10 protein-coding genes are annotated in these 12,395 nt (G+C 66.8%); 8 read left to right on the top strand and 2 right to left on the bottom strand.

Annotation, left to right across the window (positions count from 1 at the left end):
* Position 1 precedes the first annotated feature (1 nt).
* Both GXY01S_RS06455 and GXY01S_RS06450 read left to right on the top strand, forming a co-directional pair.
* Positions 2 to 598 carry a CarD family transcriptional regulator gene (locus GXY01S_RS06455; protein WP_061273281.1) on the top strand — a complete coding sequence of 199 codons (597 nt, stop codon included), beginning with the start codon at positions 2 to 4 and terminating at the stop codon, positions 596 to 598.
* A gap of 117 nt (positions 599 to 715) precedes the next feature.
* Positions 716 to 1,036 carry a hypothetical protein gene (locus GXY01S_RS06450; RefSeq protein ID WP_061273279.1) on the top strand — a complete coding sequence of 107 codons (321 nt, stop codon included), beginning with the start codon at positions 716 to 718 and terminating at the stop codon, positions 1,034 to 1,036.
* Between the two features lie 4 nt (positions 1,037 to 1,040).
* Here GXY01S_RS06450 and GXY01S_RS06445 read toward each other — a convergent pair whose 3' ends face one another.
* Together GXY01S_RS06445 and GXY01S_RS06440 are read right to left on the bottom strand one after the other, a co-directional pair.
* Positions 1,041 to 5,243 (bottom strand): translocation/assembly module TamB domain-containing protein, encoded by a 4,203-nt coding sequence (locus tag GXY01S_RS06445; protein ID WP_061273277.1) that lies wholly within the window; start codon positions 5,241 to 5,243, stop codon positions 1,041 to 1,043.
* The gene (locus tag GXY01S_RS06440; RefSeq protein WP_061273275.1) at positions 5,243 to 7,189 is read right to left on the bottom strand and encodes an autotransporter assembly complex protein TamA; all 1,947 of its coding nucleotides are present in this window, start codon (positions 7,187 to 7,189) and stop codon (positions 5,243 to 5,245) included. The genes GXY01S_RS06445 and GXY01S_RS06440 overlap by 1 nt, the downstream gene beginning before the upstream one ends.
* Before the next feature lie 289 nt (positions 7,190 to 7,478).
* Between GXY01S_RS06440 and GXY01S_RS18890 the strand changes: the two genes are divergently transcribed.
* The 6 genes from GXY01S_RS18890 (at position 7,479) to GXY01S_RS06415 (ending at position 12,394) form a co-directional block, all read left to right on the top strand.
* Positions 7,479 to 7,601: a hypothetical protein gene (locus GXY01S_RS18890; RefSeq protein ID WP_255210374.1), complete on the top strand. Its 123-nt coding sequence runs from the start codon at positions 7,479 to 7,481 to the stop codon at positions 7,599 to 7,601.
* Positions 7,602 to 7,604: 3 nt separating this feature from the next.
* Positions 7,605 to 9,011, top strand: a complete 1,407-nt coding sequence (miaB, locus tag GXY01S_RS06435) for a tRNA (N6-isopentenyl adenosine(37)-C2)-methylthiotransferase MiaB (RefSeq protein ID WP_061273273.1) — start codon at positions 7,605 to 7,607, stop codon at positions 9,009 to 9,011.
* Between the two features lie 89 nt (positions 9,012 to 9,100).
* Positions 9,101 to 10,162: a PhoH family protein gene (locus GXY01S_RS06430; RefSeq protein WP_061273300.1), complete on the top strand. Its 1,062-nt coding sequence runs from the start codon at positions 9,101 to 9,103 to the stop codon at positions 10,160 to 10,162.
* The gene (gene ybeY, locus GXY01S_RS06425) at positions 10,146 to 10,709 is read left to right on the top strand and encodes an rRNA maturation RNase YbeY (protein WP_082770748.1); all 564 of its coding nucleotides are present in this window, start codon (positions 10,146 to 10,148) and stop codon (positions 10,707 to 10,709) included. Before GXY01S_RS06430 ends, ybeY begins: the two co-directional genes overlap by 17 nt.
* Entirely contained in the window at positions 10,706 to 11,623 is a 918-nt protein-coding gene (locus GXY01S_RS06420) for a hemolysin family protein (RefSeq protein WP_061273271.1), read from the top strand. The genes ybeY and GXY01S_RS06420 overlap by 4 nt, the downstream gene beginning before the upstream one ends.
* 147 nt (positions 11,624 to 11,770) lie before the next feature.
* Complete coding sequence (locus tag GXY01S_RS06415; RefSeq protein ID WP_061273270.1) at positions 11,771 to 12,394, top strand: thioredoxin domain-containing protein; 624 nt, start codon at positions 11,771 to 11,773, stop codon at positions 12,392 to 12,394.
* Position 12,395 lies beyond the last annotated feature (1 nt).

Genomic DNA, 12,395 nt, shown 5'->3' with positions numbered 1-12,395 from the left:
GATGAGCATGTTCAGAACCACCCAGAAGGGCACTGTGACCGATGCCATGGCGCGGACCGCCGCCGCGACCACGGCAGCCGAGGCCAAGTCCAGCACGGCTGTAAAAGATGAAGATCCGTTCCGCGAGGGCGATGCCATCGTCTATGCCGCGCATGGCGTGGGCCGCGTTGACCGGATCGGTGTCGATGAGATCGCGGGCACGAAGCTGGAGATGATCCAGATCTCGTTCCCCGGCAACCAGATGACGCTGCGCATCCCGCTGTCAAAGGCGCACAAGTCGGGCCTGCGCAAGATTGTCTCGCGCGAGATCGTGGACAAGGCGATGGCCATCATCAAGGGCAAGCCCCATGTCAGCCGTGGCATGTGGGCCCGCCGCGCGGTGGCCTATCAGGAAAAGATCAACTCCGGCGACCTGGTGCAGATTGCCGAAGTACTGCGCGACCTGCGCCGCAATGTCGACAGCCTTGATGGCAGCTTCAGCGAGCGCAAGCTGTTCGAGGCCGCACAGGAACGCTTCGTGGCCGAGGTGGCCGTGCTCGAAGGCAAGGAGCCGACCGAAGTGCTGGAAAACCTGACCGAGGTGATGAAGGCGGCCTGATCCGCCGCCCCATCACCCCCACCAACAAGACACCGCTGGCCCTCGTGCCAGCGGTTTTGCTATAGGGCGCCACACAACCCCAGGCTGCGCCGGTTGTTACGCAAGGCAGGAGTGGCAATGGCCGGAAAATTCTTCAGCCGCGATGCAATCATCGATACGCGCCGCAACCTTGACCGCATGAACGCCATCCGCAAACGGCAGGGGCCCGTGCGGTACCACACCCACCTCATTACCTGCTTCTGCCCGGACCCCACATGCGGGGCCTATTCCAGCGTTGATGAGACACGCCCCCTGCCCACGCCCCGACAGGCGGAGCAGACCCTGCTCGCACACAGGCACCAGCGCAAGGCCCGCCGCAAGCGTTTCAACAGGGCAAGGCTGGAGCGGTTGCGTGCCGGGGCGGCATCAGGTTGCTACACCGGCCCGGCCCTGATCTGACGTTTCAGTATTTGAACTGGTAAAGCAGGCCAATGCTGCTGCCCGGATCATTTTCCGGCGTGGTGAAGCCGGTCACGTTGCCGCCCGTGCCCACGGTGGTGTTGATCTTGAGCCGCTTGGTCAGGTCAACCTGCACCTGCGCCTGCGTGCCTGAGCCCGACGTTGCCTGCTTGGCCCCCACATACACCCCGCGCATGACATATTTGCCCGCCTCGATAGCCCCGGTATCGTTGCCGCCCGAGCCGTTGGAGGAGCTGCTCATCTGCAACCGGTCCAGATGCAGCGTCTTGCGCACCATGCCCAGCGGGTCAAAGGCGGACCCGCCGCTGATGCTGGCCACGGCCGCGGCGATGGAGGCCATCTGCGTGGGCGAGAGCGACTGTGTATCGGTGCCGAACAGCAGGATGGCCAGGATCTGGTCCTGCGAGAGCGGCGGCGAGGACGAGAACGTGATCTTGGGCGCGCTGGCATAGCCGCCCACGTTCAGCCGGGCCGTGCCATCATTGGTGCTGCGCTCGGCCACGAAATCCAGCGTCGGGTCGATGGCATGCGTCACCCCCACGCCATTGAACCCCACCTGCCCCTTGCTGAAATCGAGCGAGATGCCACCGAGCGAGAACCCGCCCTTCACCAGCGAGAAGGCCCCCGTCATCACCGGCGCGGTTGCGGTGCCACCTGCGTGGATATGGCCGTGCATTTCGGTGTTCAGGCCATGCCCGCGCACATAGAACTGCCCCGGCGAGGTCACATCCAGCCCCAGTCCGATCACCATAGGGGTGGATTTGACGATTTTTTCATGGTTTTTCTCATCCTCGGGCCGGATCACATCCAGATGCGCGACCGAGGTGGGCAGGGAATCGGGAATGTTGATGTCCACCCGCTTGAGCGTGAGGTTGCCGGTGGCATCGATCCGGCTGGAAAGCTGGCCCTTTACGTCAAGGTCGCCATTGAGTGTTGCGGTAATCAGGTCGCTGGCCAGCGGGCGGGCGTTATCGGCATGGATGCGCAGGTCAATCGGCTGGCCGGGCTGGAGCACGCCATAACTGCCCGAGGCCGCAAGGCTGCCCTTGCCCGCCTGCGCGGTGAGCGTTGCGATGACCAGCCTGTCACCCACCGCGTTGACCGTGCCCTGCATGGCTGAAAGCTGTATGCCCTCGCCAAAGTCATGGAACAGGCCATTGCTCAGGCTGAGCGTGCCATTGAGCCGGGGCTGGGCCGGGGTGCCGCGCACGCCCAGCGCCACCTGCAGGTTGCCCCCTGCCTGCATGCCCTGCGCGCCCAGATAGGCATTGGCCACCGCAAGGTCGATCTTGCCATCGGCCTGCAGGGTGATCTGCCCGGCCCTGTTGACCGGCGCCGTGCCATGCAGGCCCAGATTGATCTGCGGCCCCGCCTCGACCTGCGCATCCACCCGCGCAACCCCCGCATTGAGGTTGGCCGTGGCCTCGATCGAGGCAAGTGCGAGCGAGGATGTGTAATCGGTATGGTATTTGAGGTCCGTGCCATGCAGGCTGACCTTGCCCGTGGGGCTGGCGGGCGTGCCGGTCAGCCGGGCCTCGGCCGAGAGCAGGCCCTGCGCGTGCAGCGCGGGCACGAAAGGGGCCAGCAGGTCGGGCGAGAGGCGGTTGATCGCCACATGCAGGTCAAGCGCCGGGCTGACCTTGCCGCTGGCCTCGATGCTGCCCGCCTGCCCGCGCGGCGGCGTCAGGCTCAAGCGCAGGTGGTCGAGCGCGATCTCCTTGCCATACCCCACGCTGACCGGCCCATCGAGGCGCATCTGCTCGCCGCGCGCCTGCGCCACAAGGCGGCGCACGCTCACCGATTGCCCGCTGATATTGACCATCAGTGCCGTGTCCAGCGTGGCGGGGCCGGTCCAGGACGTATCGAGCGTGGACTGGGCGTTGACATCCAGCCCCGCAAGCGGCCCCTTTGCCGTAACATGCGCCCGCCCCCCCATATCGCGGAAATGGGCGTTATCCACCACAAGGTCGAGATCGGTCGTGGGGGCATCACCCGTGGGGTCGAGCACATGGCCCCTGAGCACCAGCCGGTCGATGCGCGCGATGGCGGCATTGAGCGCGCCATCCACATTCACCGCCAGCGCCGCAGGCACCGTGGCCGTGGCGCTGGTGGTGTGCACGGTGGCCGCGACATGGCCGCTGATGTCCTGCCCGGTCAGGTCATGCAGGTCGGCCAGGCGGGTCATGTGCACATCAAGCATGCCGGTTGGCACCTTGTGGCCATCGGGCAGCGTCATGTCAGCCGTGCCGCCAAGGCTCTTCCAGCCCAGTTGGGCAATCTGCAGGTGGCGGCTGTTATCGGCATTGCTGTCAAGATGGGCGCTGACCTGTATGGGGGCCCGGTCCACCGTGCCGGATATGGAAAGCTCCCCCTGCCTGACCTGTGGCAGGTGCGCCATGGTCACGCTGGCCTGCACATCGCCCGCCGCCGTGTTGCTCGCCGCGATGCTGGCCTGGGTTTTCAGGCTGGCCATGAGGTCGTTGACCGGGCCCGCCGCATGCAGGTCGGCCTGCATGTGCCCCTTGAGCGTGGGCGCCAGCACATGCAGGTCCGACAGGGCCAGATGCGCCGTGGCATCCACATTGAGCGGCGCGCCGGTTACGATCTGGCTCGGCGTGGCATCGAGTTGCAGGGCGCGGCCCTGTACCTGCAACGTGGTGAAGCGGATCGTATTGCCCCCCTTCGCGCCCCGTGTCATGGTGCCCGCAACGCTGACATGCCCCTTGTCGCCCACCAGCCCGACAGCCACCGGCAGGCCGCCATCAAGCACGATCTGGCTTTCGAGGCCGAACTGCCCGTCCTGCCCTTTTGCGGGCAGGTTCACGCTGCCATCAAGGCCTGCATGGCCATGCAGGTTGGTGCCGCCCGCCGCCGCCAGCGGGGCAAGGTCGGGCAGGTCGGCATGGAAGGTGGCGGTCATGGGCTGCGTGGTGGTGGCCTGCCCGGTCACCTGCGCCAGCGGATGCGCCAGCGACAGCGTGACCGGCCCCTTTGGCGCGTCCGGCCGCCACAGCACATCAAGTTTCAGCGGATCGGCGGCAAACAGCATGGGCTGGCTGCCCGGAATGCGCAGCCCCGTCACGGTGGCATGCAGCGCCGCATGTTCCGGCTGGCCCGCAACCGGGGCGCTCAGCCCATCGGCCACCAGATGCAGGTTTGTAAAGCTGGTGTCGTTATAGGCCAGGCGGTCGATGTCGAGCGTGCCGTTGCCCGTGGGTCGGTCCAGCGTGCCCCCCATATGGGCGGCAAGGTCAGCACCCTGCCAGCCCGTGCCGCCAGTTGCCGTTACCGCATCGCTATGGGCCGCGACCTCCAGCGCCATATGGTGGTCGAGCAGCCCGAGCTGGCCATGCGCGCTGGCATGAATGCCGCCCGTGGCCAGCGCCAGCGCGAGTTGCGTGTTATCACGCGGGCCATGCAGCCCCAGCGAGAGGTCAAGCGGCGCCAGGGCAGGCATGTGGCTGAGCGTGGCGAGAAAGCCATCCGTCCCTTCGCTGGCGTGCAGGTCCAGCGCCACGTCGGCCTTGCCCAGCTTCGTTGCAAGATCAAGGCTACCGGGATGATCAAGCCGCGCCACCTTCAGCGCAATATCGGCGGGCGGCAGGGTGGCGATCGAGAAATGGTCGAGCACCGGGGCGATATCGGCCAGGCTGGCATGGCCGCCCAGGCTGAAGGCGGCGGGAACCTGCGCAAGGGCCGCCCCCACGTCAATCCGCGCCACATGCACCGCCCTGATATCCACGCCCATGTGGATGCTGCCGCTTGAGGGTTTTTCAGGCTTGGGCGGGTGAGCGGGGTCATCCTCGCTCAGGCGCGGAATGGCGAGCCGCGCCATGGACAGGTTGCTGATGACCGCCCGCCGCGTGAGCAGCCGCAGGGGCGACCAGTCAAGCGCGAGCCCGTCGATCGACAGCCACGCGCCCTTGTAGTCATCAAGTTCAAGATGCTGCACACGCAGCGCATCGGGAAAGCGGCCGCCCAGCCCCGACAGGTGCACGCTGCCGCCGGTCAGCCCCGGCAGGCGGCGCTCGATCTCGCGCTGGCCCGCCCCGGTATTGGCCGCCACCAGCACCATGGCCAGCGCTGCCGCCACCAGCCCGAAGGGAATGCCCAGCGCCAGGGCGCAGGCGCGCGCGATGCGCCGCCCCGTGCGCGGCGGGGGGGAGGATGGCGTGTCCTGCGGCATCAGAATGTCTCCCCCAAACCCACGTACAGCTCCCACTTGTCGCCCTTGGCGGGGCGGTTGAGCGGCACCGCCACATCAAGCCGCACGGGGCCGATGGGGGTGTAATAGCGCGCCCCGGCCCCGGCACCCACGCGCACCGTGCCCTGGAAGGGTGTGCGGTCCGCCGTGACCTGGCCTGCATCGATAAAGCCCACCGCGCCGAATTTCTGCAATATGCGCTGGCGGTATTCAAACGACCCCGCATCCATCGAGGTGCCGCCGATGGCGTAGCGCGTATTGGCAAATTGCGGGCCAACGCCCTGGTAGCGGAAGCCGCGCACCGTGGCCGAGCCACCGGCATAAAGCCGCTGGTCGGGCGGGATGGCGAAGGTCGAGGCCCCTTCCACATTGCCGATGGTGCCACGAAACGCCAGCACGCTGCGGCCGGGGCGGCTCAGGCCAAAGTTCTTGAGGTCGAAATAGGTCGAGACCGTGGCCTGCATGATGGCGAAGAACGAGGTGCCATCGGTCAAGGAAGCCGAGGGCGTGATGCTGGCCCCCACGCGCACGCCATGGGTGGCAGGCGTGATGGGGTTGTCCACGCCCGTGCCGTCATAATTGGCCGTGAGCGGCACCGAGAGGATGAAGTAGCTGCTGGTGTTGCGCATCTGCTCGATCTGTTCCTGCTCGATCTGCCCGCCGAATGACACGTTCCAGTGCCGGTTGACGTGGCGCACGATGCCGACGCGCGCAAGCAGCGCGGTCTGGCGGTAGGAATAGAGTTCCTGCTTGATACCCTCGATGCGGGCGCTGAGGTTCTGCTGGCGCGAGCCGAAATCGGGCTTCATCAGGTCGGCATAGAAATCATAGCCCAGCCCCTGCTCCGCCGAGCCGCCAAGCCCGGTGATGAGCGCGGTGAGCCGCAGCCGCTCGGCGTTGCCGAACAGGTTGTTATGCGTCCATGTCACGCCCGCACGGCCACCGAGATCGGTTGAATACCCGCCCTCGGCCCCCACGCTGTGCCGCTTGCCTTCATGAAAACCGAAATTGAGCGGCATGGAGCCATCAGGGGCAAGCGTATCGCCATGATTGACCTGCACATCGGAAAACAGCCCCGTCGAGGCAATGTCCTGCCGGGCACGCTCGATGCGGGAGGGCTGGTACAGCTCGCCCGGCGCAATGGTCAGCCTGCGCGCGATATAGGCCGGGTGCGTGCGCTGCAACCCGCCAAAGGCGAAGGCGCCAAGGTTCACCACCGGGCCGCGATGCACCGTAAAGGCGATGTCGAGCGTATGGGTGGCAGGGCGCAGCCAGGCCTGCGGGGTGCTGACATGGGCCAGCGCGTAGCCTTCCTCCGTCAGGGCGGTCTGGAGTGCCGCCCCCGCCGTCAGCACGGCCTCGGCCTGCGCAGGCGCGCCCGGCTTCATGCCAAAGGCCGCGGCCTCGGTGGGGTTGAGGTGGATGGGCGCGTCCCCCTTGTCGGGGTTGAGCGTGACCGTGCCGATGCGAAACAGCGGGCCGGTGCCTGCAGCAATGCTCACCTGCGCCTTGTGGCCCGCGGGCAGCGCCTGCATCCATTCCGGCAGGTCGGGGTCGCGCCCGTCCTGCCCGCCATCGGCAGGCGTGCCGGCCTTGTGGCTGCCATCGCTTATGGTGATGGTGATGCTGCCCGCGTAGTAGCCATAGCTTTCAAGCGCGCTGATCAGGCGGGAATAATCGTTATGGATGCGCCCCGTCAGGGCAAAGGGGCTGACGGCCTGCGTTTTCTGGAGGGAAAGCAGGTCGGAAGACGCCTTGAGCGCCGCATCAAGGTCGGCATTGCCGGTGGGGCGGATGGTTGTGGCGTAGTCCTGCGGGTCAGCCGCGAATGCCACGGGCAGCCCCGGCGGGAGAACCGTCATGACCGCGAACAGGCTGACATAACCGGCCCCGCGCCAGGCGCTGGCGGCCAGGCGGAGATGACGCAATCCTGTCAAACGGTGCTGCCCCTGTTGCTGTCTGCTTTCATGCGGTCAGTTGCCCACAGGGTATTGTCTGCCATTCCCGCCGTGCATGATCAAACCGATATTAACGCCCTGCCCTTAATAAGTTCCGAATTTGTCGCATTGAAGGGCAAAACGGGCCAGGGATGTTGCAAACTGTCTCCGCGCCCGCGTTCCTTACTTGACATACCCCCGATTCCGGCAGGCATGATCAGGCTGAAGCAGGCAAGGGGGCCGCGTCCGGCACACCCCACCCTTCGCACCAGGAGCGTTGATGGGCAGACCATGTGTTCCCGGCTTTATCGGCGGCAAGCCTCTTGACCGCGCGCAGGCAAGGCCCGATGTCTTGCCCCCGTTGCGCGGGCGCGTGCCCGCCATGATGCCTGAGGATACCTGACCCGTGAACAGCCTGTCTCCCCGCCCCGGCGTGGCCACGCCACAAGCCAGCACGTCATCCACCAGGGGGCTTCATGTCATAACATGGGGCTGCCAGATGAACGTGTATGACAGCGAGCGGATGTCCGATGTGCTGCGCCCGCTCGGCTACCGGGCCGTGAGCACGCCGGATGCGGCTGACATGATCATTCTCAACACCTGCCACATCCGCGACCGCGCGGCCGAGAAGGTGTTCTCCGAACTCGGTCGCCTGCGCAAGGTCAAGGAGGCGCGCGCCGAACAGGGTGCGGCCACCGTGCTTGCGGTAGCAGGCTGCGTGGCCCAGGCGGAGGGCAAGGAAATCCTGGCCCGCGCGCCCTATGTCGATATCGTGCTCGGCCCCCAGACCTATCACCGCCTGCCCGAGATGGTGGCCCGCGCCGCGCGCGCGGCGGGAGCCGTGATCGAGACCGACTTCCCCGTCGAGCAGAAATTCGACTTCCTGCCCGCTGACCGCGCGGCCCCCGCGGGTGGTTCCGCCTTCCTCACCATTCAGGAAGGGTGTGACAAATTCTGCTCCTTTTGCGTCGTGCCCTACACGCGCGGGGCGGAAAGCAGCCGGCCCGCGCAGGCCGTGATCGATGAGGCCCGCAGGCTCGTGGCAGGCGGCGTGCGCGAAATCACGCTTCTGGGCCAGAACGTGAATGCCTATCATGGTGAAGGCCCGGATGGCCGCACCTGGGGGCTCGCCCGCCTCGCCCGCGTGCTGGCCGGTGAGCTGGGCATCGAGCGCATCCGCTACACCACGTCGCACCCGCGCGACATGGAAGATGACCTGGTCGCAGCCCATCGCGACCTGCCGCAGCTCATGCCGTTTTTGCACCTGCCGGTGCAGTCCGGCTCCGACCGGGTGCTCGCGGCCATGAACCGGGGCCACACCGCCGATGACTACCGCACGCTTGTGGCCCGCCTGCGCGAGGCGCGGCCCGACCTTGCCCTGTCATCTGATTTCATCGTGGGCCATCCCGGCGAGACGGATGCCGATTTTGCCGACACGATGCGCCTGATTGACGAGATCGGCTTCGCGCAGGCTTATTCCTTCAAGTATTCCTCCCGCCCCGGCACGCCCGCGGCAGGCGCGGGCATGCATGTGCCCGAGGACGTGAAGGATGCCCGCCTGCAGGAACTCCAGGCCATGCTGCGCGTGCAGCAGGATGCATTCAATGATGCAACCATAGGCCAGGTGGCGCCCGTGCTCTTTACGGGGCGGGGGCGCAAGCCCGGTCAGGTTTCGGGCAAGAGCCCATGGCTGCAGGCCGTGAGCGTTGAAGGCCCGGACAGCCTGATCGGCCAGATCGCCAATGTGGATATCCGCCACAGGTACACCAACTCGCTTGGTGGTGTCCTGACAGAGGAGACAGACAGGGCTTGAGAGAACAGACACAATCCACGCTCCACGCCCCCCGTCGCAGCGGCGGGCGGCGTACCCCCGGTGGCACGGCCGCGGCCAATGACCGCACCGTGACCATGCAGTTTGAAGATAACGTGCTGCTGGCACAGCTTGTGGGCGACCATGACCGCCACCTGCTGCATCTTGAACGTGGATTTGATGTCCGGCTGGCCTGCCGGGGCAACCGCATCGCCATTACGGGTGCGGCCCAGCGGGTGGAACTGACACAGGCCACGCTGACCGAACTCTACCGCCGCGCAACAGCCGGGCAGGCAGTCGATACCGCCACCGTCGATACCGCCATCCGCCTGGCCGCCCATGCCTTTTCCGCACCCGCGCCACGCCACGCCACGGGAGGAGTGCCCCCCATGCCCGACACCCGTACCGCCACGGCACCGGCAGGCCCGACGCTGGCCGACCTGCCCACCATCATGACCCGGCGCGGCCCCGTGGCCCCGCGCTCGGTTGGCCAGGCTGAATACATGGCCATGCTGGCCCGGCAGGAAATGGTGTTTGGCCTCGGCCCCGCAGGCACCGGCAAGACCTACCTTGCCGTGGCCCAGGCCGTGGCCATGCTGCAGGCGGGCCAGGTTGACCGCATCGTGCTGTCGCGCCCGGCGGTGGAAGCGGGCGAGCGGCTGGGCTTCCTGCCTGGCGACCTGAAGGAAAAGATCGACCCCTACCTCCGCCCGCTGTATGACGCCCTGCACGACATGATGCCGGGCGATCAGGTGATCCGGCGCATGGGCACGGGCGAGATCGAGGTGGCGCCGCTCGCCTTCATGCGCGGGCGCACGCTGGCGCACTGTTTTGTCATTCTGGACGAGGCGCAGAACACCACGCCCGCCCAGATGAAGATGTTCCTCACCCGCATGGGTGAAGGCACGCGCATGGTCATTACCGGCGACCTGAGCCAGGTTGACCTGCCGCGTGGCGTGACATCCGGCCTGCGGGAGGCGGTCGATACCCTCGACGGCCTGCCCGGGATCGGCATGATGCGATTTGAATCGCGTGACGTGGTGCGCCACCCGCTGGTGGCGCGTATAGTGGAGGCATACGACCAGCGTGCCGGGGCCGAACGCCGCCCCCACCGCGCCCGGTCGCAGCAGGAGAACGATGAAACCTCGAAGTAGCACAGGCCCTGCCCACAAGGGCGGGGTCGCAGCAGGGCGGGCCACGCAGGCCGCCCTCAAGGCCGGGCCTGATGGCCCCGATGTCACGGTGGCGGACAGGCGCTGGAACCGCGCCGTTCCCCACCCTGCCCGCGTGGTGAAGCGCGCGGCCAGCGCAGCCCTCGCGGCCACGGGCTGCCATGGCCCGGTCACGGTGGTGCTGGCCGATGACCGCGCGGTGGCCCGCATGAACTGGCGGCATCGCGGGCGCAACAGGCCTACCAATGTCCTGACATTCGAATACCCCGCCGCAGGCGGCCTATGGGGCGGCGACATCATCATCGCTTTCGAGACCGTGGCGCGCGAGGCGCAGGCGGCGGGCCGCGACATGGCGGCCCATCTGGCGCATCTGGTGGTGCACGGCGTGCTGCACCTGGCCGGACATGACCACCACCACCCCGGCGAGGCCCGCGAGATGGAAATGCTCGAGGCCCGCATCCTGTCCGGCCTTGGCGTTGCCAACCCGTGGAAGCCGGGCCGCATGGTGACGCGGGGGGCACGCTCATGAGCCGCCCCGGCACCGATGCCAACGAGGAACCTCCGTCCGGGTCGCGCGGCAAGGGATTCCTGTCGCTGTTCAGCCGCAGGCGGGCTGAACCGGGGCTGCGCCATTCCATTGCCGCGCTGGTCAAGGAAGCCGATGATGCGGCGGGCGATGACGCCAATCCCCACGCCTCCGAACTCGACCGGCAGGAGCGCGCGCTTCTGGCCAACGTGCTGCGCCTGCGCGGCATAACGGCGGATGACGTGATGATTCCGCGCGCCGATATCGTGGCGATGCCGGTCGATATCAGCCTTGATGAGGCCCTGGCCATGATGCGGCGGGAAAACCATTCCCGCATGCCGGTCTATCGCGACCAGCTTGATGACATCGTGGGCATGATCCATGTGAAGGACCTGATTGCCTATGTCGGCACGTCGGAAGCCTTCCGCATGGAGCCCCTGCTGCGCCAGCCGCTCATGGTGGCCCCGCAGTTGCCCGTGCTCGACCTGCTTTTGCAGATGCGGGTGCGGCATGTGCATCTTGCCCTCGTCATTGACGAGTACGGCGGGATCGACGGCCTCGTCACCATCGAGGACCTGATCGAGACCATCGTGGGCGATATTTCCGACGAGCATGACGAACCGACCGTGAGCATGATGCGCGAGCGCCCCGACGGCACGCTCGATGTCGATGCCCGCACCCCCGTCGCCGCCTTTGAGGAAAAAGTCGGCCCCGTGCTCACGCGTGAGGAGCGCGAGGCCGAGATCGAGACCGTGGGCGGGCTGGTGTTCCGCCTCGCGGGCCATGTGCCCACGCGCGGCGAGATCGTGACGCATGAAAGCGGCATGGTGTTCCGCATCCTTGATTCGGATGCCCGGCATATCCGCCACGTGCGCGTGCGCCTGCCCCCGCGCGAGGCAACCGGGCAACCGGCCTGAACGGATGGCGCGCCGACACGGGCGCGCCATCCGGTGATGGTACGATGGATTTACGCCCGGCGGATTTACGCCCGGCCCGCGCCGTCTTAATACTGATGCCAACCGGGGCCATGCCCCACCCCTGTCCCCCACCGGAGAGTGACCTCGATGCCCATCACACGCCGCACCCTGCTTGCCCTTACCCCCACCCTCATGGCTGGCGGCCTGCTGTCTGGCCGGGCCATGGCGCAGGCGGCGGACCCGCGCCTGTCCATCCGCGCCGTGGGCAACCCGGCGGCCAAGGTGCATGTGGAGGAATTCTTCTCGCTCACCTGCACGCATTGCGCGCGTTTTGCCGCCGAGATCTTTCCCGAAGTGCGCAGCAAGCTGATCGATACGGGCAAGGTGTACTACATTTTGCGTGATTTCCCGCTCGACCAGATCGCGCTGACCGGCTGCATGGTCGCGCGCGCGCTGGCCCCCGAGCGTTACGAGCCGTTCGTGCTCGCACTGCTGTCGAGCCAGGATCGCTGGGCCTTTGGCAAGGAACCGGCGGAAGCCGAGGCCGAGATCCAGAAAATGGCGGCGCTGGCCGGCATGTCATCCGACCTGTTCCAGCAGACCGTCCATGACGACAAGCTGCGCCATGCCATCATGGATGAGGAAGACCGCGCCCAGGCCCAGTACAAGATCGACGGCACGCCCACCTTCCGCTTCAATGACAAGGAGCAGGTGGCGCAGGAACTGACCTACGAGCAGTTTGCCCAGAAGGTTGAAGCGGCGGCCCGCTGAG

Origin of the sequence: Komagataeibacter xylinus NBRC 15237 (assembly GCF_001571345.1) — a bacterium.
GTDB lineage: Bacteria > Pseudomonadota > Alphaproteobacteria > Acetobacterales > Acetobacteraceae > Komagataeibacter > Komagataeibacter xylinus.
The sequence above is the reverse complement of the archived record's forward strand: the minus strand, read 5'-3'. Positions and strand labels throughout refer to the sequence as shown.

Excerpts from the sequence above, each read along its gene's own strand:
- GXY01S_RS18890 (WP_255210374.1), top strand. The coding sequence starts at position 7,479 with ATGGGCAGACCATGTGTTCCCGGCTTTATCGGCGGCAAGCCTCTTGAC.
- GXY01S_RS06415 (WP_061273270.1), top strand. The coding sequence starts at position 11,771 with ATGCCCATCACACGCCGCACCCTGCTTGCCCTTACCCCCACCCTCATG.
- ybeY (WP_082770748.1), top strand. The coding sequence starts at position 10,146 with ATGAAACCTCGAAGTAGCACAGGCCCTGCCCACAAGGGCGGGGTCGCA.
- GXY01S_RS06450 (WP_061273279.1), top strand. The coding sequence starts at position 716 with ATGGCCGGAAAATTCTTCAGCCGCGATGCAATCATCGATACGCGCCGC.
- GXY01S_RS06445 (WP_061273277.1), bottom strand. The coding sequence starts at position 5,243 with ATGCCGCAGGACACGCCATCCTCCCCCCCGCCGCGCACGGGGCGGCGC.
- GXY01S_RS06420 (WP_061273271.1), top strand. The coding sequence starts at position 10,706 with ATGAGCCGCCCCGGCACCGATGCCAACGAGGAACCTCCGTCCGGGTCG.
- GXY01S_RS06455 (WP_061273281.1), top strand. The coding sequence starts at position 2 with ATGAGCATGTTCAGAACCACCCAGAAGGGCACTGTGACCGATGCCATG.